Raw genomic sequence first — 24,224 nt, 5'->3', positions numbered from 1 at the left:
ATATGAAATACTAGAAATGAAAACCTTTATGTGATTATTCTTCGATAGTTACCCACTTGTAGCAGTAATCTGGACCGTACTGGTAAGTTGCAATATTTTTTACTTTAGGGTTAATAAGGAAGTTTTCTGCACGTTGATAAATCGGTGCAATACCAAAGTCTTCCTGAAGTAAAATTCTTTCAGCTTCTTGCAGTGCTTCAAAGTTTGCCTTTGGATCTGTTGCAAGATCAGTTTGAGCAGCTTTAATTAGCTTATCGTATTCTTTATTTGAATATCCCATTCTGTTACTTCCGCCATCAGTTACCCAAAGGTCAGCAAATGAAATTGCATCTCCATAGTCAGGTCCCCAGCCAGCAGCTTGTAAATCGTAATCCATTGAATTATCACGCTCTAAACGAACTGCGAATGGAACACTTTCTAATTCAACAGTTAAACCAGGAAGGTTTTTCTCTAACTGATTCTTCATATAAGAATCAATTTTCTTAGAAGCTTCAGTATCGCCGCCAAGGTATCTAATTGTTAATTTATCCACACCTAGTTCTTTCAAGCCTGCTTTCCAAGCTTTTTGTGCTTCTTCTAAATTATAAGTAATTAAATCTCCGTTTTTCTCACGGAAATCTTTACCATCTAGACTTACAAAGTTTTGCGGCACCATGTAGTTAGCCGGAACAGATGCATTGTTTAAAATACTTGCAGCAAGATCATCTTTATTGAACCCTTGTGCAATTGCTTTACGAATATTTAAGTTTTGTAGTGCTTCATTTTTTTGATTCATTTTTAACCAGAAAACGCTCGCTGATAATTCACTGAACATACGATCGTCGCCTTCATATGTTGGAACTAAATCAGAAGAAAGCAGACCAGTAACATCCGTTTCATTTGCTTCAAATGCATTAACCTGAGCACCAGGATCTTTAACAACATTTACTGTGATTTTATTCAATTTTACTGAATCAGCATCCCAGTAAGTATCATTCTTTTCTAAAACCCACTCTGCTCCTGCTGGTCCATCCCATTCAGTCATTGTGAATGGTCCGTTGTAAATCATGTTTTCAGCATTGCTTGCATATTGATCGCCTTTTTCAGTGACGAATTTTTCATTTTGCGGGTAGAAAGTAGGGAAAGCAAAAAGGTCAGCCGCGAATGGGAATGCCTTTTCAAGTGTTACTTCTAGTGTTTTTTCATCTTTTGCAACTACACCTAGTGTATTTAAATCATAATCCTTTTTATCAGCAGCAGCATTAGTGATTTCTTGTGCGCCTTTGATTTTACCGTTCATCATATATGGACCATATGGTGAAGCAGTTTTCGGGTCAATTGCACGCTGCCAAGCAAATACGAAATCTTGTGCCGTAACAGGCTCTCCATTTGACCATTTAGAATCTCTTAATTTGAACGTATAAACTGTTTTGTCTTCATTAGTTGTCGGATCGCCTTCAGCTAATGCTGGAACTGCCTTGCCTTCTTGATCTAGACGGTATAATCCTTCTCCAACATTATTAATGTAAGTGAAGCTAGTAGATCCTTCTGCTAAGACTGTATCCATAGTAGGTATTTCAGCTGAGTCTAAAACTTTCATTTCTTGCGGTACGTCGGTTTTAGCCGTATCTCCGCCTTTTTCTTCTTTGTTGCCAGTAGTCTTGTCCGTATCATTTCCTCCACATGCTGCAAGGAAAACACTCAGCACAAGTGTTAATATTAAAAGCAGTGAAAATTTAGAATTTTTCAATTACCCGACACCCCTTATCTTTTTTTTAGTCCACAAAGATTATTATACAATTTTTCAGACTTTTGTATATATACTTTTTCAAAAAAGTTTAATAAATTTAAAAAATAGTAAAGTATTCAAAGAATTCTCTATTAAATAGTTATTATTTAGTCCTTTTATCGCTTTAACGGAGTTTAGCACTAAAGTTAAGTAGGTATATTGTTTTATGTTTTCCTAATAAATTCATAGTATTATATTGGTAGAGATTCATCACTGGTTTATTATCTTTATACTCAAATAACATTTAATGATTTAAATTATCTGTTTAGTCTTCTTTTTTGCTATACTATTTTACATTCTACTAATAGAACGGAGTACTCTTATATGAAAAAGTACAGTTTATGGACTTCTTTTTTTATTCTTCTTGCTATCTGCCTTTCCTTTATCATTTATCACGAATTGTCACTGGTTTATTTTATTGATATAACCTTTTACTTAGCAAGCTCCATTCTTCTTTTTTCACTTTTACTGTTTGTCATTCAAAAAGGGCTCTTTGACGGTATTTTCTACAGCTTCCGTAAATTCTTTGAATCACAGAAGCCCAGCGGTGAACAAGAAGAAATATCGCGTTTATCTAATATTCTATCCATTAATTTAGGTGTTTTTTTCTTAATTGGCCTTTCCCTTCTTGTAGTCGTTCTTGCTGGATTAGGCATCTACTACTTATAGAAAAGCAATTAAATGTCTATAATTTTACTAATGAATTCTAAAACAGTGGATTCATCCAGGATTTATCTCTACAATAAGAGAGATATGGTTTTATATTTAAGGAGTGACTTATAGTGAAAAGAATATTCTCAGGCATACAGCCTACCGGTTCCGTAACGCTAGGAAACTATATTGGGGCCCTCAAACAATTTGTTGAGCTGCAGCATGAATACGACTGCTACTTCTGTATAGTTGATCAGCACGCTATTACGGTTCCACAGAACCCGCTTGAATTAAGAAAAAGTATCCGTAATCTTGCGGCACTTTATTTAGCAATCGGATTAGATCCGGAAAAAAACACCATTTTTATTCAATCTGAAGTCCCTGCTCACGCACAAGCTGGATGGATGCTGCAATGTATCTCTACAATTGGTGAACTTGAGCGAATGACTCAATTCAAAGATAAAGCAACTGGCAAAGACAGTGTTCATGCCGGACTTCTCACCTATCCGCCATTAATGGCTGGTGATATTCTGCTTTATAACTCTGACCTAGTTCCTGTAGGGGACGATCAAAAGCAGCACATTGAACTGACTCGTGATTTAGCGGAACGCTTTAATAAAAAATACAATGATATCTTCACAATCCCTGAAATCAGCCTCCCAAAAGTTGGAGCACGGATTATGTCTTTGCAAGAACCAACTAAAAAAATGAGCAAATCAGATTCAAATAAAAAAGCGACTATTACTCTTCTTGATGATCCAAAACAAATTGAGAAAAAAATCAAGAGTGCGATCACCGATTCTGAAGGTATAGTCAAATATGATAAAGAAAACAAACCTGGTGTCAGTAATTTGCTCTCTATTTACTCGATTTTCAGTAAAAAGAGCATTCCAGACATTGAGAAGTTATATGAAGGAAAAGGCTATGGAGATTTCAAGTCAGATTTAGCTGATGTCATTTTAAGTGAAATCAAACCTATTCAAGACCGCTATCATGAGCTGCTTGAATCAACTGAACTTGATGAAATCCTTGACCGTGGTGCAGAAAAAGCCAACCTAGAAGCGAACAAAATGATTAAGAAGATGAGTAACGCTATGGGCCTTGGCCGTAAAAGAAAGAAATAAGCGAAAAAGAGAAAGTCCGCCTGGGCAAACCTGGCGGACTTTCTCTTTTTTTATTCATAGCATAGAAGGACTGTCCCCTACTTCTAATTCCCAAAGCTTTTCAAAAAACGGCTGACCTTTAACCAGATGTTCACAAAGCTGGAGATGCTTATCCGTCCAACCGTATTGGATGGCATTATATAGTTCTACCCAAGCCTGATCAAACTCCATCGCTTGTATTTCAGCATATTTTTCCGGAGCCCATTCCGTATACCAATATCTCATCTCTGCTGTATGCTTTGCCGTTGATAAATGATCCATTGCCATAAACAGCAGCTGTTTTAGTTGTCGTTCTTTTCTCGTTAACCCATTCATGAACAGCGGATCAGGCGATAAAATATGATATTCTCTTTCCGTTAAGCTATCTTCAAAGGTATAATCCATATCGGGATGATTGTCGATCATATCAAACACAATTTGTTCCTGCCTCGGAATTAACCGGCTTTTTCGGATGGGGATATGATAGCCAATCGTGTCGACCGCTAATATTCCTTTACCATCTGTAATGATAAAGCAATAATCCAGTTGAATTCGTTCATGATTTTTTCTTGCAAATGCTTTTTGAAAAACATCATTCAATAATGCCTTTGGAAGTTCCATTAAGTCGTTCTCTATGTAGTTGAAAAGCAATGGGGAGATTTTTAAAAGCGGGACTTGATCGAGCAGTTCAATTCCATCATCTTTTCTCCACTCGTGAAAGTGACAAATATTATAGCCGTTTTCCTCACCCTCAAACCAATTTACCCAAACATCATGAAGATATAGCATATTTTTACCCCTCACTAACGTAATCTGTATGTCCATCAGTATAGGCAGATTATTGAAATATTATTCCTGAAATGGGCAACCTGATAAAATTCATCGAGAGACTAAATGATTCCCTCGATGAACTTTTTCGATTCAATGGAAAAGGAATGCTTGATTTCGAAAGGCTCTGCTTTTCGAACGAGGTAATAACCCATACTATAACCAAGCATTTTAGGATAAGGTGCTCTTCCCACTAAAAGTTTGTCATGTAAACGTGTGTCACGCTTAATCGATGTATTTTCTTTTATATAGCTGTTCCATAGCTTCTCAAGCTCACTATCTTGATAAAGAGAAGTCCATTGTGCAAGCCCCTTTTCCCCTAAATAATGCTTAACCGTATGTTCTGCGAGCCCCTCCATCACCATTGAATCAAGCAATGTGTATTCCCATTCACTTTTTTTATATTGTTTTAACCGGCAGACATGATGGTACTCATGAATGATCAAGGCTTTAAGTTCTATATCACTGATATCCGGTTTGATAAACAAAAATAATTTATCAGTAAAAGCCAAGCCGGACTTACTTTCAAGAGCACGAGAAAGAAATCCCGATGATCGCAGCGGAAAAATGTACACAGGGATATCTGGTCCGTTCCATCCTTTTTGTAACTTGTTTAAAATGCTCTTAGCTCGTATCCAAACTTTCTCCTCAGTCATCTTGTCTACCAGAGGGTCGAGCCTCATGGCTTTTGTATACATGCCGTGATTCTGCAAAAAACGGTAAATTTCTTCTGGGTCTTCATTTGAAAATAAATGTTTTAAACGGTCACAAATCGCCACCGGGTTCATACGATCTTCCCTTAACCAGTTATCGGTCTCTATAATACCCAATCTAAGATGCACCCCCATTTGCTCTATGCCACATATAATATGTTAGATGCTAAAATGTTGCCCCTTCTCTACTTTTTGACTTTATGTATATTACTGCTGGTTATTCATACTTTTTCAGCAGGGGGTGCGATTTATTTGAAACAAAAAAACCCTCCTGAACATCCAGGAGGGGATTAGGTTACGCTTGATATTTTTTAAAGACAATCGTTGCATTATGACCGCCAAAACCAAGAGAATTACTCATTACTGCATTTACCTCAGCTTGTCTGGATCCTTCAGTAACATAATCAAGATCACAATCTGGATCTGGATTAACAAGATTAATTGTCGGAGGAATCACACTATCACGGATAGCCTGGATGGAGAAGATAGCTTCGATTCCTCCAGCAGCCCCTAATAAATGTCCCGTCATTGATTTAGTCGAGCTGATAGCCAATTTGTAAGCATGCTCGCCAAATACTTCTTTCACTGCCATCGTTTCATATTGATCGTTATACGGTGTGCTTGTACCATGAGCGTTAATGTATTGAATGTCTTCTGGCACCATACCTGCATCGTTAAGTGCTTGCTTCATAGCACGGGCTCCACCTTCGCCGCCAGGTGCTGGGGCAGTTATATGATAGGCATCCCCAGTTGATCCATACCCAATGATTTCGGCATATATTTTTGCACCGCGTTTTTGAGCATATTCAAGTTCTTCTAAAACAATGACTCCTGCTCCTTCGCCAATAACGAACCCATCTCGATCTTTATCAAATGGACGGCTGGCTGAGTTTTGGTCTGGGTTAGTTGAAAGCGCCGTATTGGCACAGAATCCAGCAACAGCCATTTTGGTAATAGGGGCTTCAGCACCACCGGTTACCATTGCGTCTGCATCTCCACGCTGAATGGCTTTAAACGCATCACCAATTGAATTTGTTCCCGTTGCACATGCGGTTACCGTACAAGAGTTAATTCCCTTAGCGCCTAACATAATTGAAACCTGACCTGCTGCCATATCTGGAATCATCATGGGTACAAAGAACGGACTCACTCGCTTATAGCCACGCTTTAAAAAGATTTCATGTTGAGTTTCAAGCGTCTCCAGACCACCGATTCCTGAACCAATCCATACTCCGATACGCTCAGCATTTTCATCATTAATCTCTAAATCAGCATCTTTAACAGCCATGGCTGCTGCCGCAATTGCATAATGGGTGAAACGGTCCATCTTCCGTGCTTCTTTACGATCTGTATATTGTTCAATATTAAAGTCTTTAACTTCTGCAGCAACCTTTGCTGGAAATTCTTCGGCGTTTAATCTTGTTAATGGTCCAATGCCTGATTTACCGGCAACAATATTATCCCACGTTGTTTCTGCGTCATTTCCAAGCGGGGTTACTGCCCCGATTCCTGTGACTACTACCCTGCGTTTATTCATTCATTTTCGCCCCTTTACTAGTAACGTTATCTATACATCCCATTGTTTTTTTCTTTTATTTACCCCAGCGGAGAGCAATGGCGCCCCATGTTAATCCTCCGCCAAAGCCTACTAATACAAGGACATCGTCATCCTTAATTTTACCTGCTTCATATGCATCCACCATAGCGATTGGAATAGATGCCGAAGAAGTATTTCCATATTTATGAACCGTTTTCGCCATTTTTTCAACTGGGAGCTTCAGACGTTCTCTTGACGCTTCCATAATGCGGATATTTGCCTGATGAGGAACTAGAAAATCAATATCGTCCAGTGTCAGCCCTGCTTTTTCTATCACATTTAATGAAGATTCCCCCATCTGACGAACCGCAAATTTAAACACCTCACGGCCATTCATCACGATATGGTCTTCATTTTGATACAAATGAGGTCCACCTGTACCGTCAGCACCTAATTCAAACGAAAGAATTCCGCGTCCTTCAGATACAGGACCAATAACTGCTGCACCAGCGCCATCTCCAAAAAGGACAGCTGTATTACGGTCATTCCAATTTGTTACACTAGAGAGTTTTTCAACACCGACAATTAGAACATGACGATACGCTCCAGTAGCAATGAACTGCGAAGCCGTAATCATTGCATACATAAATCCTGCACATGCCGCACTCACATCCATTGCTGCTGCCTTTTTTGCACCAAGCTTTTCTTGGAGCATACATGCAACAGTAGGAAATGGCTGATCAGGTGTAACTGTTGCCACTAGAATTAAATCAATATCTTCAGCGTTTATTTCTGCATCCTTTAATGCCGCTTTTGCTGCCTCATAAGCCATATCCGAAGAATGACAATCATCAGAAGCAATTCGGCGTTCTTCTATTCCAGTCATGGTACGGATCCATTCATCAGAAGTATCCATCATTTTTTCCAAATCAAAATTAGTTAAAACCTTTTCTGGCAAATAGCGGCCCATTCCAAGTATCCCAGCATTCATAGTACCAGCCCCTTATTTATAAATAAAATATTATCATCAATTAATATTACCTGGTACTAATTTTATACAAAACTAGACCATGTTGCAAGAACTTGTTTAGGAGCGGTATTCTTTTCCTTGTATCCGGACATGAGCCTGCGCCTTTCCAATATAGCAGACATATAGTAGTAACAAAACGTTTAATAAGGAGAGTAACGCTATGGAAAACGAAGAAACACAGCAACCATCGGTTCGAAAAGACCCCTTCTCTCGGATGATGTTCCCATCAAGAGAAACTCCACAAAAAGAACCCATTGAACCTCCCGCTCCTGAATCAACGATAGATTATATGCAGTTAATGGAGAGCGTTGATACATTAATGACTGTTTACGATGATTTGAAGCCTTCGTTGAAAAAGTTAAGTCCGGTACTTATCACCTTATTAACGAAATTAAGCGGCGAAAAAAAATAGGCAGTCCTTTAAGACTGCCGATTCCTTATTTCGTTGCATCTTTTATTCCCAGTTCATATGCTTCTTGCATAATTTTTTTAAATAAATCCATAAACGGCTCAGCTAAATCCATTGTAAAATCAATACCTGAAGCGTCTAATTTTGCTTTTGCCTCTGGGAAGTACTTCATAGCAATCCCCATAAATTCTAATGTTTTATCTTCTGACATTCTATCCATCCTCCTTCCACGCTATCCTTTTTCATTTACCCTTTTTTTATTCTACACTACCTGCAAAAAAATTTCTTCTATCTCTGTTACTCCCTTATACTCAAACGCTTCATTTTTTCAAAATGTTCGATTTGTAAAGCGATCCCTTGTTTTGGCGAAACAGAGTTAATCACTTTATGATAAACAGCTTTTTCATTATATACCCTATTCTCCTTAGATGTAAGCGTTTCGATAAGTTCAGGTTTGTTTAATTCTGCCGCACAAGCTGCCCACTGATTTTCACTCGTACTTTCTAAAATAATTGTTTGATGTTCTTGTTTTTGAATCTCTGTAAGTGCATTAAGAACATCATCGATGAAGATGGCGTCTAGGCGAAAGTCATTCTTGAACGTCCGTATATCGTTTGTATCAACATCACTAATTGCTGCTGCAAAAGCCATTGTTACAGGCTGCCATGGCCCATATACAGTCGGCAGATAAATGATTTTTTCCGATTTAATCCTTTTCCATTCTATAAAGGGTTCTTCACTCTCTTGTACCATTGGACATAAGACGAGGACATTCGGCTCCTTATGCTCTCCCCAGCGTTGAAGAACGTTCGTAATCTCTTCGGCAGATATACGACAATTTTCACGATTAATCTGAATATCATACCAATCTATAAAGACTGTAGTCTGCTCCGAAACCTTTACTTCCTTAAGCTGCTCTAAGGTTAAAAATGAATAATTAGCATTACGCCCGATATACAGGTCCATCTCATTGGTTTCTTTATTCGTCGAATCGTCTATACCGATTACTGTTTTTCCTTTTTCAAGCAACTCATTCGTCAGGTGAAAGCCGATAAATTGGTGAGCACCGATTACGATTGATTGTTCCATCTTTCCGCCTCCATACATGTAAGTTCTTGCTGTATCGTATGCAGGTAGTCTGAAGAATAGTTCAGAAGAAAAAAGTATGTAAAAAAGACTCTTTATAAAGAGCCTTCATAGAGTTTAAAAAATCTTTGAATTTGAGAAGCAATTTTGTATCTTTTTTCCGGCAGGAGATACGTGATATCCACTTCTGGCCCCTCTTGATTTTGTAGATCACGATACAATTTATGAAGTTTTTCATCCGTTCTCTCTAACACTTGAATAATTTTAAGCGGTACATTTGATAATTGAGGCATACTGTCCTTACTACTAATCAAGCCTTCATATTCCTTTGGTGTCATTTCATTCGCTTCCGCTGCTTCGTGGAGCCACTTTTTATAGAAAAAGACATTTTCCTTTTCCTTGTCCATTTTTTGTTTAAGAAACAAAGTAGGATTGATAAACACTGCTGAACGAATGTGATCGCCCATTTTTTCCATTAAACTTAATGCAGTAAGTGCGCCAGAACCTTCAGCCAAAATATGAACATTCTGATTAAGAATCTCGCTTTTCATCATCATATAATATAGTTTTGCTGCAAGATCAGCGGATTTCGCACTCCCCCAATTTGCCCCATATAAGTTTGAAGAAAATAACACATACCCCGCACTCTTTAAATGGTCTAGTATTTGCTTTCGACCAGGATGCTGGATCCAATAACTAGTGTTCTCTTCCACAAAATGAGTTCGGTCTCCAATGACGAGGACCCCAAAACCACTCGGCTGTACGGGATAATAGACGATATTCCATTGTCCATCGAATAGAAATGTTCGCTGTTCCATGATTACATGCTCCTTTAAGAAGTCTTGCTTACTATATACTCTATGCCTCGTATATTATTTTGATAGGGGATATGCCTATCGTATCATGCCCAAATAGGAATAGAAAAAGAAAAATGGACAACCACCTCTATTTTTACAGAATAATTTATAAATAACCCGTTTTAACTGCATATTAATTATGGTATGATAAAGATGATTGCAGTGGAATGGGGTGAACATTAATGAAATTTATTATGACATTTTTCTGGACATTCATTTTAGCACATATGCTTACATATGTTGTTTCATCCATGATCGGAGCTACTTATGACTTCACAACTGGTACAATCTTAGGAATTGCAGCGCCAATTCTTATTATGATTATTCCAGCTATCATCCCTGAAGGTCCCGCAAAAGAAGCTCATCATTGATTGATTTGAAGTCCACATTTAGTCCCGAGGCACACAACTGTGATGCCTCTTTTTTTATGTGGAAAATTCGGATTTTGAGAACGAGATGAAAGATTCTTGAAGCTCAGGTCTTTAGCTGGACTTGGCTAATTCCGTTCCATTAACAACAACTTTTCGGCATCCTCCCCACAATAGGCTTCCGCACATAAAAACACTACAAGCGCACAAGATTTCCCCGTTTCCGCACATAAATAAGCTCAAGCGCACAAAATCTTCTGTTCCGCACACATTCCCCTGAGTTCGCACATACTAATTTTCCGAGATGCTAAAAACGCCTGTGCAGCGCATGTTCAAGAACAAGTTTGCCTATTAATTAAACGTATGGGACTTTAGATAGTCTCAAGGATCACTCAATTCCAGGGTAATGACACATTTTTAACAACCCCGATCTACTCAGCTTCTTTTTCTACTTCCTCCCCACAGTAGGCTTCCGCACATAAAAACACTCCAAGCGCACAGATTTCCCCGTTTCCGCACATAAATAAGCTCAAGCGCACATAAACTCTTCTGTTCCGCGCACATTCCCCTCAGTTCCGCACATACTGATTTTCCGAGATGCTAAAAACGCCTGTGCAGCGCATGTTCAAGAACAAGTTTGCCTAATAAATAAACGTATTGGACTTTAGATAGTCTCAAGGATCACTAAATTCCAGGTTAATGACACATTTTTAACAACCCGATCTACTCAGCTTCTTTTTCTACGTCATCCCCACAATAGGCTTCCGCACATAAAATCACTCCAAGCGCACAAGATTTCCCCGTTTCCGCACATAAATAAGCTCAAGCGCACATAAACTCTTCTGTTCCGCACACATTCCCCTCAGTTTCGCACATACTGATTTTCCGAGATGCTAATACAGCGTAGGTTCTAATGACGATTTGTCTAGTAAATAAGTGTATCTAGCCGTTAGATAGTCACGATGATCACTTAATTCCAGGTTAATGCCTCAACACCCCGGTCTTCCCAGTTACCAGAGCATCTTGCTTTGGCGTTAATTTCTGCAGCTAAGGTTTGTCTTAGAATCTCAAATCCAAAAAGAGGTAGACTGCATGTGGCAGTCTACCTCTTTTTGGTTCGAGATTAGTTTATCGTTAGTACTAATTCCTGATTTTTGTAATCAATTAATACTTCATGCTGTCCTTCTAACGTTCCCGCAATAATTTCACGGGCGAGTTTTGTTTCTACTTGTTTTTGAATAAACCGTTTCAGTGGACGGGCTCCATATACAGCGTCATATCCCTGTTCGGCGATGAACTCCTTCGCTGCATCGGATATATCCAAGTCAATTTGCTGATCTTGCAGGCGAAGTTTTAGCTGCATAACCATCTGAGCTACAATTTGAACGATTTCTTTTTTAGACAAAGGTTTAAATAAGATGATGTCATCGATCCGGTTGAGTAACTCTGGACGGAAATGCCCTCTTAATTCAGAAAACACTTGGTCTTTTATACTTTCTTCAATACCTTCTTCTGGATTTGCAGCTTGCAGAAGGTACTGGGACCCAATATTTGATGTCATAATAATAACTGTGTTTTTACAGTCAATGGTACGACCCTGCGAGTCCGTAATCCGGCCGTCATCCAGCATTTGCAGGAGTATATTAAATACTTCTGGATGTGCCTTTTCAATTTCATCCAGCAAGATGACTGAGTAAGGCTTGCGGCGGATAGCTTCCGTAAGCTGACCTCCCTCTTCGAATCCAACATATCCAGGGGGAGCTCCAATCAAACGGGAAACGGAGTGTTTTTCCATATATTCGGACATGTCAATCCGAATCATATGCTCTTCACTATCAAATAGGGTTTCTGCTAAAGCTTTCACTAGTTCTGTTTTTCCAACACCTGTTGGTCCAAGGAAAATAAAGGAGCCAATTGGACGGTTTGGATCTTTAATTCCTGCTCTAGCTCGTAAAACAGCATCTGATACCAGTTCAACCGCTTCATCTTGTCCAATTACGCGTTCATGGAGGATATTCGCTAGTTTCAATAGTTTCTGACGTTCACCTTCAACCAGTTTAACGACTGGTATACCTGTCCAGCGGGCGACAATGGAGGCTATCTCTTCTTCTGTAACCTCTTCACGCAGCAAACGAGAATCTTTTTTCTCACTTTCAAGTTGGATTTCTAAAGCCGCTAGTTCTTTTTCTTTTTGTGGAATTTTCCCATGACGCAATTCGGCTGCTTTATTCAAATCGTATTCATCTTCTGCTTTTTCCAGTTCCCTGCGCAGCTTTTCGAGCTGCTCCCGATAGTCTTGAACATCTTGGAGTGATGACTTTTCCATCTGCCAACGTGCTTTCATACTATTGGCCATGTCACGCTGGTCTGCTAATTCCTTTTGCAACACAGAAAGGCGCTCTTTGCTTTGCGGATCATCTTCAAGATTTAATGCAGCTTCTTCTATTTCTAGCTGCATCACTTTACGGGTAATTTCATCAAGCTCAGTCGGCATCGAATCGATTTCCGTACGAATCATTGCACAGGCTTCATCTACTAAATCAATAGCCTTATCAGGTAAGAAACGATCCGTAATATAGCGATTGGATAAGGACGCAGCTGCTACTAGAGCACGATCATGTATTCTCACTCCGTGATGGACTTCGTATCGTTCTTTCAAGCCGCGTAGAATCGAGATGGTATCTTCAACATCTGGTTCACTAACAAGCACCTGTTGAAATCTTCGTTCAAGTGCAGGATCTTTTTCGATATATTTACGATATTCATCAAGCGTTGTCGCTCCAATACAATGAAGTTCTCCTCTAGCAAGCATAGGCTTCAGCATATTACCGGCATCCATTGCCCCATCCGTGCGTCCTGCCCCAACAATGGTGTGGAGCTCGTCAATAAACAAGAGAATTTTCCCATCACTTTTTTTCACTTCATTTAATACGGCCTTTAACCGCTCCTCAAATTCGCCGCGGAATTTGGCTCCTGCAACAAGCGAGCTCATATCAAGAGAAAATACGGTTTTATCTTTCAGGCCCTCTGGGACATCTTTACGAACAATCCGTTGTGCAAGTCCTTCCACAATCGCCGTTTTCCCGACGCCTGGCTCCCCTATTAAGACTGGATTATTTTTTGTTTTTCGAGATAAAATTCGTATAACGTTCCGAATTTCCGAATCCCTGCCGATAACTGGATCTACTTTCCCATTGCGTACTTCAGCCACTAGATCCCGGCCATATTTTTTTAAAACCTCATAGGTGTTTTCTGGATTTTGACTTGTCACCCGTTGATTCCCCCTAATTTGTTTAATAATGGCGAGCATCGATTGATACGTAATATCGAAAGGCGCAAACAGCTTCTTGATGCCTTGCTTATTTTCTTTCACAATGGCAAGTAAAATATGTTCGACTGACAAATATTCATCTTCAAATTCGCGCATCTGTTTTTCAGCTGCATCTAAAATGGTTTGCAAGGAACTAGACATATACAGCCCGCTGTTTGTACCGGAAACCTGTGGCAGCTTAGATAGTTCAGTTTGCAGTTCATCAGTAAACCGTTTAACTGGGCGACCATTTTCAGATAACACCCTTGCCAACATGCTATCGTCCTGAGAAATTAAAGCCGATAGCAAATGGAATTCATTCAACTCAGGATTCTTTTGGTTTAGGGCTATTTCTTGAGCACTTACAAAGGCATCCTGTAATTTGTCTGTCATTTTCTTCATATCCAACTTTGGTTCCTCCTATCCGATGAAAAGTTTGACCTTTTTTGACCTTTACTTAATTATACTAGTTTCCAAAGAGATGTAAAGCAAAAACCATGTCCTTTAAATAATGATTTTTATGGCTCTATGTAAGAAAAAAACCCTTCCTCACTGCATAACCAGGAGGAAAGGATTTTTTTTAAGGTTTGCGTTGATACATCCAAACACGGTTCTGATTCGTCGTATCAGGAAAATGATCCCCCGCATTAAGCTTGACCTTCTGAGGGTTGAGAACAGTGCTTCCCGTTTCTCCAATTTCAACATATACCCCATTATTAGGTGCTTTTTGACCTGCTTTAAATTGATGATTTTGTCCCACAGGAACCCTCCTTTAACCGGCTGCATTCTTATTGTTTCCGTGTGTTACTGATTTCATGAATATTAGTATTTAAAAAAAGTGCCTGCAGGTGTCTGCAGGCACTTTTTTTATGAGAGTAAATCAACGAGCACAGCTTTTTGAGCATGAAGTCGATTACCTGCTTGATGGAAGACGACCGAATTGGGGCCGTCGATAATTTCTCCAGTGACTTCTTCACCACGATGTGCCGGTAAACAATGCATAAACAAATAATCAGGCTTCGCATGCTTAATCAATTCTGCATTGATTTGATAGGGTTTAAATACCTCAAGTCTCGTAATATTTTCCTGTTCATATCCCATTGATGTCCAAACATCAGCATAAACGATATCCGCGTCCTTAATGGCATCGATTGGTGATTGTGTCACAAGAACCTTACTGCCCTGGCTCTCAGCTGCTTCTTCGGCAAACTTCACAATATCCGCATCCGGTTCATAGCCCTTTGGTGAAGCGATAGCAATATCAATGCCTGTTTTAGCACATGCAAGCATGAGTGAGTGAACAACATTATTTCCATCACCAATATAAGCTAGTTTTAACCCTTTAAGTGAACCTTTAATTTCTTTGATTGTGAGTAAATCTGCTAGTGCTTGGCAAGGGTGATAGGTGTCCGTTAGCCCATTAATAACAGGAATGGTTGCTGCATTCGCCAACTCTTCAATTTTGTCATGACCAAACGTTCTAATCATTATGCCATCGATATATTCAGAAAGGACTTTCGCTGTATCAGAAATCGTTTCACCGCGGCCAATTTGGATATCATTACTGCTTAAAAATAAAGCGTTCCCACCTAATTGAAGCATACCTACTTCAAAGGAAACCCTCGTTCTAGTAGAAGATTTTTCAAAAATCATCCCGAGCGTTTTCCCTTTTAAAGGGGTGTATTCGACCCCTGCCTGTAATTTCTCTTTGATCTTTTCTGCAGATGCCAATAGATTTAAAATCGTATCTGTTGAGAGATCTCTAAGTGTTAGAAAATCTTTTTGTCCGATAATTTGTTTTTCAAGTGTTTTCACGCTCATATAGGTGTCACTCCTTGTGGGATTTTTTCAAGCCATTCCTGAAGGGAAACTGCTTTAATCTCATCATGTGTTAACGACTGTAAATAAGCAGTAAAGGTTGACTCCTCTGTAAAGGCAAGAATCCGATATTTTGCTGCCATTACTCGTAGACGTTGATCTTCTTTCGTTGTTCCATAAGCAAGAACAGCTGCTCCATTCCCTTGTTTCAAGAAACCTTCAAAGTCTCCGCTTTGGAAAGTCATGCCTGCTTCAAGTCCCATTTGTTCGGAAACGGCATTTACGTGAACGGATGAACTATGATAAATGGCCGTTTTATTCACTGCACGATTTGGATGGTACACCTTTGCAAGTGCCTCCTCTACCGTATCAGCAATAGCGATCCCTTCTCCTGTTGATTTCATTTCCGGTCCAACTTTGGAATCGAGTCCGCTTAAAGCAAATGTTGAAAAGACAGGATATTTCACAGCAGCAAAGCTAAGATTTTCATTTAATCCTGTTTTTTCGAATAAATTCGACAATTTATATTTCCCAAGCAATATTTTTGTTGCTGCTTGAACCATTGGGGCACCAGTTATTTTACAAATAATTGGAATCGTCCTGCTTGCACGAGGATTAACTTCCAGTACATATACCTGTTCCCCATCAATGACAAATTGAATATTCATTAGCCCTCTATAATCTAGTTCCACGACAAGCTTCTTAGCGTAAGATTCAATTAAACCTTTCGTTTCATCTGAAAGGGAGACTTCTGGGAATAAGGCCATACTATCTCCAGAGTGAACGCCTGCTTTTTCAACATGTTCGGCAATTAACGGAATATAAATGTCACTTCCATCAGCAATTAAGTCAATTTCGACTTCTTTTGCTGGGATATATGAGTCAATTAAGACTGGATAAACAATCGCTGTTCCTTCATTCATTCGATGCTCCAGAGCAGATTTGTCTTGGATTATTTCCATTCCCTGACCGCCTATAACATATGAGGGTCTGATTAACACAGGAAATCCAATGCCTTCTGCCTGTTGAACAAGTTCTTTTTGATCAGCTGCCATAGCACCTGGGACATGAGGAATCTCAAGTTTTTGAAGGAGTTGATAGAAGCGATCTCGATCTTCCAATTGATCCAAACTATCAAAGGATGTACCAAGCAGGTTCACACCATATTCTTCAAGACCCTGTGCCAAATTGATAGCCGTTTGACCGCCAAATTGGACAATCACATCGGTAATATCCTCGGCTTCAATTACATTTAACACATATTCAAGCGTAAGTGGTTCAAAGTATAAACGATCAGCTGTTGCAAAATCCGTGCTCACGGTTTCTGGATTACTATTAATCATTACCGTTTCTACCTGCTCACCCTGCAGGGCATATACGCCATGTACTGAACAATAATCAAACTCAATTCCCTGTCCAATACGAATGGGACCACTGCCGATCATCAGCACCTTAGGCTTGGATGTTTTTTGTTGTTCATTCTCTCCAAAGTACGTGGAATAAAAATAATTAGTATGTGATTCGAACTCTGCTGCACATGTATCAACCGTCTTATACACAGCTTTGACTCCAAGTTCTTGACGATAGTGCCTAACAGTCGCTTCGTCCGTTTTCCAGACTGAAGCCAGATACCGATCTGAAAATCCTTTTTCTTTAATACGCTGCATCGCCGCTTTACTCATTTCTTCTAACTGCTGATCAGCGATTTCTTTTTCGATATTAATTAGTAAGCTAAAGGAATGAAGGAAGAAGTAGTCAATTTTCGTTGCTTCATGAATTTCTTTTTCGGTAACCCCTTTACGGAGCATTTCAAAAATGACAAATATCCGTTCATCGGTTTTAGCAAAGAGCATTTCCCAAAGCTCATCGATACTTTTTTCGCTCAGGGATAAAAGATTAAGCCCTAGTGTCTTTAATTCGAGGGAATCGACTGCTTTTTGCACAGCACCTTCAAAGCTGCGATGTAAAGCCATCACTTCTCCAGTCGCTTTCATTTGTGTTCCAAGTTTACGATCAGCTGTCGTAAATTTATCAAATGGCCAGCGTGGAAACTTAACTGCTACATAATCTAATGCAGGCTCAAAACTTGCATAGGTGCTTTTGGTCACAGGGTTAATGATTTCTGCTAAATGGTATCCGACTGCCAGCTTCGCTGCAATTCTCGCAATTGGATACCCAGTTGCTTTTGATGCTAAAGCTGATGAGCGACTAACCCGCGGGTTAACTTCAATTAGATAATATTGTTTACTGTTAGGATCAAGTGCGAATTGGATATTACATCCGCCGATGATGCCTAGTGCCGAGATGATTTTAATGGAAGCAGTTCTAAGCATATGATATTCATCGTCAGATAAGGTTTGCGATGGTGCCACAACGATTGAATCACCTGTATGAATCCCAACTGGATCGATGTTTTCCATATTACAGATGGTTATACATGTATTATTGCTGTCACGCATAACTTCATATTCGACTTCCTTAAAGCCTGCGATGCTTTTTTCAATCAGACACTGTGTGATTGGGCTTTCTTGCAGACCGCCGCGGACCAGTTCCTTAAAATCTTCGAGATTATCTGAAATTCCCCCGCCAGTACCGCCTAACGTGTATGCCGGACGAACGATGATTGGAAATCCAATTTCCTCGGAAAAAGCGACAGCCTCTTCAAGCGTATGCACAATTACACTGTCCGGAACTGGTTCATTAATTTCGAGCATTAATTCCCTAAACAGCTCGCGGTCTTCACCCTTTTTAATTGAATCAATCGGTGTACCGAGTAAGGTTACATTATACTTTTCTAAAATTCCTGTTTCATCTAGCTGATAGGCAAGGTTCAATCCCGTTTGTCCGCCAAGCGTAGCTAGTAAGCCATCCGGTTTTTCTTTTTGAATGATTTTCTCCAGCATATCCACTGTAAGCGGTTCTAAATAAACCACGTCAGCATTCATATGATCGGTCATGATGGTTGCTGGATTGTTATTCACTAGGACGACTTTATATCCTTCTTCTTTCAAAGCTAGACAGGCCTGAGTTCCTGCATAATCAAATTCTGCTGCCTGCCCAATGACGATTGGACCGGAACCGATGACTAAGATGGTTTGTATAGAATGATTTTTAGGCATATGCTTGTTCTCTCCCGCTGTATTCATTTATCATCTGTAAAAAATTCTCAAAAAGAATAATACTTTCAACTGGACCTGGATTCGCTTCAGGATGATACTGTGTTGTCAATATAGGCAAGTTTTTATGTGACAAGCCTTCAACCGTATCATCGTTAACATTACGGAACCGAACAGAGAGGTGTGTATTCGCAAGACTGGATTCATCCACTTCAAAACTATGATTCTGGGAACTCATGTATACACGTTTTGTTTCTAGATCAACCACTGGTTGATTGGCACCGCGATGTCCAAAAAGCATTTTCTTCGTATCTCCACCAAAGGCAAGAGCCGTTAGCTGGTGTCCAAGACAAATCCCAAGCGTAGGGTAACTGGAAATAATTTTTTTGATATTCGGTAATAAGTACTGAAGCTGTTTTGGGTTCCCAGGTCCATTTGATAGTAAAATTCCATCAGGGTTTAATTGTTTGACTGTTTCATAGCTTGTATCAAATGGCACGACCGTCACTTTACAGCCAAAGTCAGTCAGCGAACTAAGGATTGACTTTTTATAACCAAAATCCATTAATACAACATGTTTTTTTCCTGCTCCAAAAACCGAGATATCTTTAGAAGAAACCTCTGCTACCGACTGAACCATTTCCTTTGTTTCAGTATCTAACAGCATGTCTTTTACAGGAGAAATGGCTGCCATCATAGAACCCTCTTTGCGGATGTTTTTAACAACCGCTCTCGTATCTACTTGACTTAAGAGTGGAATTCCCCATTTCGTAAGATATTCCTGCAGAGAATAACGTGCTTGATAATGTGAATGCCCCATGTCTCCTTCATACACGATAACGCCTGCTACATGAGGTTTTTTACTTTCGAAGTCATGGTCATTAATGCCGTAATTCCCTACAAGCGGATAGGTAAATACAACAATTTGATCTTTATAAGAGGGATCCGACAAGACCTCTTGATAACCTGTCATGCCAGTAAAAAAGACAAGTTCACCTGTTACAGTTTTGTCTAGGCTTGCGTTCAAAATGGTTCCTTCAAAAGACTTTCCGTTTGATAAATGCAAATAGCTATCCATGAAATCCACCTCATCTAGTTCGTATATTTATATATATTTAAGTATTTTTATACAAGCAATGTGTAAAAAAATCAGCCCTTAGGCTGTCGGTATTGATTCAATTTTCAACACGTTTGATATCTTTTCTACAGCAAGATCCATTTCATTTTTATCTGTTGTCAACGGCGGGAGAATGCGAATAACATTGGGTCCAGCAGTTAAGAGGAGAAGGCCCGAGTCTTGCAGCTTTTGTACAATTGGTGCTGCTTCATCTTTCAATTCTATCCCAATCATTAATCCAAGTCCACGTATTTCGACGATATCTTCTGAATTTTCTAAACACCATTTGAGCTGTTGCATAAAGTAGATTCCTTTTTCTGCTGTTTCCTGTAGAAACTGTGGATTCATCACTTCAGATAGTACGGCTATTGCAGCGGATATACTTATTGGATTCCCGCCGAATGTTGAGCCGTGGCTTCCCGGCCCAAAGAATTCAGCCAAGTCTTCACTGCCAACCATTGCACCGATAGGCAAACCATTACCGAGTCCTTTTGCAAGGGTTATAATGTCTGGCTGAATGGCGTAATGCTGAAATGCAAATGGTTTACCCGTTCTGCCGATTCCTGTTTGAATTTCATCGATGATAAGAAGAATATCGTATTTATCTTTTAATTTCATGATTGCTTCTGCATAGGATGTATCCAACAGATGAATACCACCTTCACCTTGCACTACTTCAAGCATAATCGCGGCTGTCTGATCATCAACTGCTTCCTCAAGTGCGGCTGCATTGTTATATGGCACATGTGTAAATCCATCCAGCATCGTTCCATATCCAACTCGAATCTTCTCTTGCCCCGTGGCGGCCATTGTTGCGAACGTGCGGCCATGGAACGACTGAGTACAAGTGACAATTTTACTTTTTCCTGTCGCTTTTCGCGCAAGCTTTATCGCCGCTTCATTCGCTTCGGCCCCGCTATTCGCAAAAAAAGTCCGATTAAGACCAGAGGCTTTGGCTAGTAACAAGGCTGCCTGTTCTTGCTCCGAGTTTTCAAATAAATTAGAGGTGTGCCAAAAACGCTCAAGCTGTCTTTCTACAGAAGCTTTTACCGTTTCGTTGCCATGACCTAAATTTAAGACGCCGATACCAGACGTATAATCAAGGTAATTCTTCCCTTCCTTACTGGTCAGCCAGCTGCCTTTTGCGGTATCTGGTTCAATCTTCCATCTTGCATATGTTGGGAATAGTGCAGTCATTGTAAGACCCTTCCTTCTTCTTTATAGAATTTAGTTCCAATAAATTGCTGATTTTGAAAAAAGCGCTCTTTACCGCTGACAATCATAACATCATTACTTCCTTTATTTAACACGGATAGGGCCGTTGTAACTTTTGGAATCATTCCCCCGTAGATTGATCCCTCATTAATTAATGCTTGTGTATCTTCAGCCGTTAACTGTGCAAGTAATTTATTCTCTTTCATAACGCCTGAGACATCAGTGATAAATAAACACATATCTGCATGCAGTGCTTCAGCTACCGCTCCTGCAGCCATATCAGCATTTACATTCAGCTTCCTGCCGCACGTTGAAATTGCCATAGGGGTCAAAACCGGACAGATATCCGCCTCTAACAATTGCAGCAACAGGTCTGTATTGACCTCTATCACTTCACCAACCGATCCTAGAACAAGCTCATTAACAAACTCACCTGTCAGAAGCTTACCATCCGAACCATTAAGACCAATGGCATTGATCTTATTCTGCTGCAGCTTATAAACTAGACTGCGGTTTGATTTTCCTGCGAGCATAAGCTCCACCACTTCTAATACTTCATCCGTTGTTTTGCGTAATCCATTTTCGAATACCGATTCAATATCATTTTGCTTTAACATGGCATTTATATCAGGCCCGCCGCCATGAACAAAGAGGATTTTAAATTGATGATCCTGCAAATCACGAATGCTCTCGAAGAATGAATCAGCTAATTCATCAATAATACTGCCGCCGCATTTTATGACCAACACCTTCATCCGTTTCACTCCTTATGAACGATAGCTTGCATTAATTTTCACATAATCGTACGTCAAATCGCAGCCCCATGCCGTACCCGCTTCCGTCCCTTCATTTAAACGTACATTGATGATGATCGTTGGCTCTTCCAGATAGGATTTCGCCTCCGCTTCTGAGAAGGCAGCCGGTTCTCCATTTTGTAAAACCGTAATCTCACCAAAGGTAATGGTCGTATCTTCTGGATTAAACTCTACCCCGCTGCGGCCCATTGACGCGATAATTCTTCCCCAGTTTGCATCCGCTCCGTAAACGGCCGTTTTCACTAAGTTTGATCCAACAATCGTTTTTGCAAGCACTTGTGCTTCCTGTTTCGTCTGTGTTCCTGTTACATTCACTTCAACAAGCTTAGTTGCTCCTTCACCGTCCTTAGCAATTTCTTTTGCTAGATTCTCTGACGTTTGTTTTAATAATGCTACAAACTGCGGCCAATCTGGATGACTCTTAGTCAGCGGACTATTTCCAGCCTGCCCGTTTGCCAGGACTAAGACCATATCATTGGTTGAGGTATCCCCATCTACCGTAATTTGATTAAATGTTTCATCCGTTATTTCTGATAACACTTTTTGTAAGTCAGCCGATTCGATATTAGCATCAGTCGTAATGAAGCCAAGCATTGTAGCCATATTGGGATGAATCATTCCTGATCCTTTGGCTGCTCCGCCCATTGTAATGAGCTTTCCATCCACTTCTGTTTGACAAGCATAGTGCTTCGTTACCGTATCTGTCGTTAAGATTGCATGCTCAAAATCATCTGCACCGTCAGTCGTAGGCTCAAGTAATTCGATGCCTTGTTTAATTTTATCCATCTTCATAAATTCTCCAATGACACCCGTCGATGCAACCGCTATATAGTGATCAGGCAAACCAAATTTCGCGGCTGCATGATTTCTCATTTCGTATGCATCCTTCAAACCTTGTTCGCCGGTACATGCATTGGCACAGGCGCTATTAACGATAACTCCTTGAATTTTCCCTCCCGTTTGAATGCTTTCCTTTGTCACATTCAGCGGTGCTGCTTGAACGACGCTTTGCGTATAAACAGCTGCACAGGATGCTGGCGTATCCGACAAAATCATGCCAAGATCTTTTTTTGAATAACGGAGACCTGCGTGAAGACCTGCTGCTTTGAATCCCTTTGGAGAAAGAATGTTTCCTTCCTTCACTAGCTGAATCGTTATGTTCCGTTCAAGTGTTTTCATTTTGTACCTCCTATTTTGGTTAAGGATAAAGAGGAAGTGTCATTAACCCTGACGTTTCTTCGTACCCCATCATCAGATTCGCATTTTGAATGGCCTGGCCTGCAGCACCCTTCACCAGATTGTCAATCACCGAAATGATCGTTGCTTTTTGCGTACGCTCATCATAAGCCACACCGATATCACAAAAGTTTGAGCCGTATACCTGCTTCGTTGCAGGGAAGCTGCCGATTGGCTGTATCCGTACAAATGGATGATTCTTATATGTTTCTGTATATAATTTATGTAATTGTTCTGTGGTCATTTTCTGTTGTAATTTCACATACATCGTCGCCATAATTCCCCGTGTCATTGGAACCAGATGAGTAGTGAACGAAATGGGCTTACTTTTTTCTGACCAAATGCCCAGCTGTTGTTCAATTTCAGGAATATGCTGATGACTGTGTACCTTATACACCTTGAAATTTTCATTCATCGTACTAAAGTGAGTCGCATCTGTTGGTGATTTCCCAGCACCTGAAACAGCAGATTTGGCATCGACAATTACGTCCTCACCGCTTGCTAAACCTTCTTTATACAGCGGCGCTAACCCAAGTAATGTCGCAGTCGGATAACAGCCAGGATTACTTAGAATCTCTGCATCTTTGATTTGTTCGGCATTCCATTCAGAAAGTCCGTAAACTGCCTTACTTAAGATATCAGCAGGTGCTGGTGTACGTTTATACCACTTCTCATATTCACCGGGTGTCTTTAATCGCAGATCACCAGAGAGATCAATAACTTTTATATCAAGGTTCTTAAATGAAGCGACCAATTCTGATGATGCCCCAGACGGCGTTGCAAGAAAAACAATATCAGCTTGTTTAGCTATTTTTTCTGGGTCAATTTTATTCAATAGATACTCTTCATGTAATAGATGTGCGTACTGATTATGAATCGGTTCACCGAATTTCGAAGAAGTATGCAAAGAAGTAATCGTAAACTTCGGATGCATTTGTAAGAGTCTTATTAACTCTAGACCCCCGTAACCCGTTGCACCTACGATAGAAACTTTCAAACTATCAACTCCAATTTATTTCCCTATTGTTTATTTCTATTATTATATGACTGAATAAAAATAAAATCAATTGTATTTTTATAATATTTTAGATAATTGAGTTTGTTCTAATAATTAAAGGAGTATTACTGGAGGTTATTCACGCCTCGCTTGCTCTCTAAGGACAAAGTCGGATTTTTACTAGTGGAGGTCAGGGGTATTTCATCTCTAT

The 24,224-nt window shown here is 39.9% G+C and carries 21 protein-coding genes; 4 read left to right on the top strand and 17 right to left on the bottom strand.

Features of this window, described 5'->3' with window-relative positions; translation table 11 throughout:
• Positions 1-34: 34 nt before the first annotated feature.
• Positions 35-1,729, bottom strand: a complete 1,695-nt coding sequence (locus MHI18_RS16145; protein WP_340848761.1) for a peptide ABC transporter substrate-binding protein — start codon at positions 1,727-1,729, stop codon at positions 35-37.
• Positions 1,730-2,092: 363 nt separating this feature from the next.
• Between MHI18_RS16145 and MHI18_RS16140 the strand changes: the two genes are divergently transcribed.
• Together MHI18_RS16140 and trpS are read left to right on the top strand one after the other, a co-directional pair.
• On the top strand, positions 2,093-2,437 hold the full coding sequence (locus MHI18_RS16140) for a DUF3899 domain-containing protein (RefSeq protein ID WP_340848760.1): 345 nt from the start codon (positions 2,093-2,095) through the stop codon (positions 2,435-2,437).
• 110 nt (positions 2,438-2,547) lie between these two features.
• A complete protein-coding gene (trpS, locus tag MHI18_RS16135) occupies positions 2,548-3,543 on the top strand; it encodes a tryptophan--tRNA ligase (protein ID WP_340850304.1) in 996 nt (331 codons plus the stop codon).
• A 54-nt stretch (positions 3,544-3,597) separates the two neighbouring features.
• Here the strand turns inward: trpS and MHI18_RS16130 are convergent, their stop codons facing one another.
• From MHI18_RS16130 to MHI18_RS16115, 4 genes are all read right to left on the bottom strand, one after another.
• Entirely contained in the window at positions 3,598-4,350 is a 753-nt protein-coding gene (locus MHI18_RS16130) for a YjbA family protein (RefSeq protein WP_340848759.1), read from the bottom strand.
• Positions 4,351-4,451: 101 nt separating this feature from the next.
• Positions 4,452-5,219 carry a DUF2268 domain-containing protein gene (locus MHI18_RS16125; RefSeq protein WP_340848758.1) on the bottom strand — a complete coding sequence of 256 codons (768 nt, stop codon included), beginning with the start codon at positions 5,217-5,219 and terminating at the stop codon, positions 4,452-4,454.
• Positions 5,220-5,397: 178 nt separating this feature from the next.
• Complete coding sequence (gene fabF / locus MHI18_RS16120) at positions 5,398-6,639, bottom strand: beta-ketoacyl-ACP synthase II (RefSeq protein WP_340848757.1); 1,242 nt, start codon at positions 6,637-6,639, stop codon at positions 5,398-5,400.
• Between the two features lie 55 nt (positions 6,640-6,694).
• Positions 6,695-7,630, bottom strand: coding sequence for a beta-ketoacyl-ACP synthase III (locus MHI18_RS16115; RefSeq protein WP_340848756.1), 936 nt, complete (start codon positions 7,628-7,630; stop codon positions 6,695-6,697).
• Between the two features lie 199 nt (positions 7,631-7,829).
• Between MHI18_RS16115 and MHI18_RS16110 the strand changes: the two genes are divergently transcribed.
• The gene (locus MHI18_RS16110) at positions 7,830-8,081 is read left to right on the top strand and encodes a hypothetical protein (RefSeq protein WP_340848755.1); all 252 of its coding nucleotides are present in this window, start codon (positions 7,830-7,832) and stop codon (positions 8,079-8,081) included.
• 25 nt (positions 8,082-8,106) lie between these two features.
• Here MHI18_RS16110 and MHI18_RS16105 read toward each other — a convergent pair whose 3' ends face one another.
• The 3 genes from MHI18_RS16105 to MHI18_RS16095 all read right to left on the bottom strand — a co-directional run bounded on the left by MHI18_RS16105 (position 8,107) and on the right by MHI18_RS16095 (position 9,982).
• Positions 8,107-8,289 (bottom strand): ComZ family protein, encoded by a 183-nt coding sequence (locus tag MHI18_RS16105; RefSeq protein ID WP_040374450.1) that lies wholly within the window; start codon positions 8,287-8,289, stop codon positions 8,107-8,109.
• An 86-nt stretch (positions 8,290-8,375) separates the two neighbouring features.
• A complete protein-coding gene (locus tag MHI18_RS16100; RefSeq protein ID WP_340848754.1) occupies positions 8,376-9,167 on the bottom strand; it encodes a hypothetical protein in 792 nt (263 codons plus the stop codon).
• A 92-nt stretch (positions 9,168-9,259) separates the two neighbouring features.
• A complete protein-coding gene (locus MHI18_RS16095; protein WP_340848753.1) occupies positions 9,260-9,982 on the bottom strand; it encodes a hydrolase in 723 nt (240 codons plus the stop codon).
• A 221-nt stretch (positions 9,983-10,203) separates the two neighbouring features.
• On the opposite strand from MHI18_RS16095, the gene MHI18_RS16090 reads away from it, so the two are divergent.
• Positions 10,204-10,392: a YjzD family protein gene (locus MHI18_RS16090; protein ID WP_340848752.1), complete on the top strand. Its 189-nt coding sequence runs from the start codon at positions 10,204-10,206 to the stop codon at positions 10,390-10,392.
• A gap of 1,120 nt (positions 10,393-11,512) precedes the next feature.
• On the opposite strand, the gene clpB is transcribed toward MHI18_RS16090, so the two are convergent.
• The 9 genes from clpB to argC form a co-directional block, all read right to left on the bottom strand.
• On the bottom strand, positions 11,513-14,107 hold the full coding sequence (gene clpB / locus MHI18_RS16085) for an ATP-dependent chaperone ClpB (RefSeq protein WP_340848751.1): 2,595 nt from the start codon (positions 14,105-14,107) through the stop codon (positions 11,513-11,515).
• A 172-nt stretch (positions 14,108-14,279) separates the two neighbouring features.
• Entirely contained in the window at positions 14,280-14,459 is a 180-nt protein-coding gene (locus MHI18_RS16080; protein ID WP_040374455.1) for a YjzC family protein, read from the bottom strand.
• A 107-nt stretch (positions 14,460-14,566) separates the two neighbouring features.
• Positions 14,567-15,520, bottom strand: coding sequence for an ornithine carbamoyltransferase (gene argF, locus MHI18_RS16075; protein ID WP_340848750.1), 954 nt, complete (start codon positions 15,518-15,520; stop codon positions 14,567-14,569).
• On the bottom strand, positions 15,517-18,636 hold the full coding sequence (locus MHI18_RS16070) for a carbamoyl phosphate synthase large subunit (protein ID WP_340848749.1): 3,120 nt from the start codon (positions 18,634-18,636) through the stop codon (positions 15,517-15,519). The genes argF and MHI18_RS16070 overlap by 4 nt, the downstream gene beginning before the upstream one ends.
• Positions 18,629-19,711, bottom strand: coding sequence for a carbamoyl phosphate synthase small subunit (locus MHI18_RS16065; protein ID WP_340848747.1), 1,083 nt, complete (start codon positions 19,709-19,711; stop codon positions 18,629-18,631). The genes MHI18_RS16070 and MHI18_RS16065 overlap by 8 nt, the downstream gene beginning before the upstream one ends.
• 78 nt (positions 19,712-19,789) lie before the next feature.
• Positions 19,790-20,947 carry an acetylornithine transaminase gene (locus tag MHI18_RS16060; protein WP_340848746.1) on the bottom strand — a complete coding sequence of 386 codons (1,158 nt, stop codon included), beginning with the start codon at positions 20,945-20,947 and terminating at the stop codon, positions 19,790-19,792.
• Entirely contained in the window at positions 20,944-21,720 is a 777-nt protein-coding gene (gene argB, locus MHI18_RS16055; protein WP_340848745.1) for an acetylglutamate kinase, read from the bottom strand. The genes MHI18_RS16060 and argB overlap by 4 nt, the downstream gene beginning before the upstream one ends.
• Positions 21,721-21,732: 12 nt before the next feature.
• Entirely contained in the window at positions 21,733-22,959 is a 1,227-nt protein-coding gene (gene argJ / locus MHI18_RS16050) for a bifunctional ornithine acetyltransferase/N-acetylglutamate synthase (RefSeq protein WP_340848744.1), read from the bottom strand.
• A 19-nt stretch (positions 22,960-22,978) separates the two neighbouring features.
• Positions 22,979-24,013 carry an N-acetyl-gamma-glutamyl-phosphate reductase gene (gene argC / locus MHI18_RS16045; RefSeq protein WP_340848742.1) on the bottom strand — a complete coding sequence of 345 codons (1,035 nt, stop codon included), beginning with the start codon at positions 24,011-24,013 and terminating at the stop codon, positions 22,979-22,981.
• Positions 24,014-24,224 lie beyond the last annotated feature (211 nt).

It is taken from the genome of Peribacillus sp. FSL H8-0477, from assembly GCF_038002765.1.
Lineage (GTDB): Bacteria > Bacillota > Bacilli > Bacillales > DSM-1321 > Peribacillus.
Note: the sequence above shows the minus strand (reverse complement) of the source record. Positions and strands in the feature narration are given on the sequence as shown.

Bases quoted from the DNA above. Each gene is read 5' to 3' on its own strand.
- MHI18_RS16115 (WP_340848756.1), bottom strand. From the start codon at position 7,630: ATGAATGCTGGGATACTTGGAATGGGCCGCTATTTGCCAGAAAAGGTT.
- argF (WP_340848750.1), bottom strand. From the start codon at position 15,520: ATGAGCGTGAAAACACTTGAAAAACAAATTATCGGACAAAAAGATTTT.
- fabF (WP_340848757.1), bottom strand. From the start codon at position 6,639: ATGAATAAACGCAGGGTAGTAGTCACAGGAATCGGGGCAGTAACCCCG.
- MHI18_RS16110 (WP_340848755.1), top strand. From the start codon at position 7,830: ATGGAAAACGAAGAAACACAGCAACCATCGGTTCGAAAAGACCCCTTC.
- MHI18_RS16090 (WP_340848752.1), top strand. From the start codon at position 10,204: ATGAAATTTATTATGACATTTTTCTGGACATTCATTTTAGCACATATG.
- MHI18_RS16060 (WP_340848746.1), bottom strand. From the start codon at position 20,947: ATGACTGCACTATTCCCAACATATGCAAGATGGAAGATTGAACCAGAT.
- MHI18_RS16070 (WP_340848749.1), bottom strand. From the start codon at position 18,636: ATGCCTAAAAATCATTCTATACAAACCATCTTAGTCATCGGTTCCGGT.
- MHI18_RS16065 (WP_340848747.1), bottom strand. From the start codon at position 19,711: ATGGATAGCTATTTGCATTTATCAAACGGAAAGTCTTTTGAAGGAACC.
- MHI18_RS16100 (WP_340848754.1), bottom strand. From the start codon at position 9,167: ATGGAACAATCAATCGTAATCGGTGCTCACCAATTTATCGGCTTTCAC.
- MHI18_RS16105 (WP_040374450.1), bottom strand. From the start codon at position 8,289: ATGTCAGAAGATAAAACATTAGAATTTATGGGGATTGCTATGAAGTAC.
- argB (WP_340848745.1), bottom strand. From the start codon at position 21,720: ATGAAGGTGTTGGTCATAAAATGCGGCGGCAGTATTATTGATGAATTA.
- MHI18_RS16130 (WP_340848759.1), bottom strand. From the start codon at position 4,350: ATGCTATATCTTCATGATGTTTGGGTAAATTGGTTTGAGGGTGAGGAA.
- argJ (WP_340848744.1), bottom strand. From the start codon at position 22,959: ATGAAAACACTTGAACGGAACATAACGATTCAGCTAGTGAAGGAAGGA.
- MHI18_RS16095 (WP_340848753.1), bottom strand. From the start codon at position 9,982: ATGGAACAGCGAACATTTCTATTCGATGGACAATGGAATATCGTCTAT.
- MHI18_RS16140 (WP_340848760.1), top strand. From the start codon at position 2,093: ATGAAAAAGTACAGTTTATGGACTTCTTTTTTTATTCTTCTTGCTATC.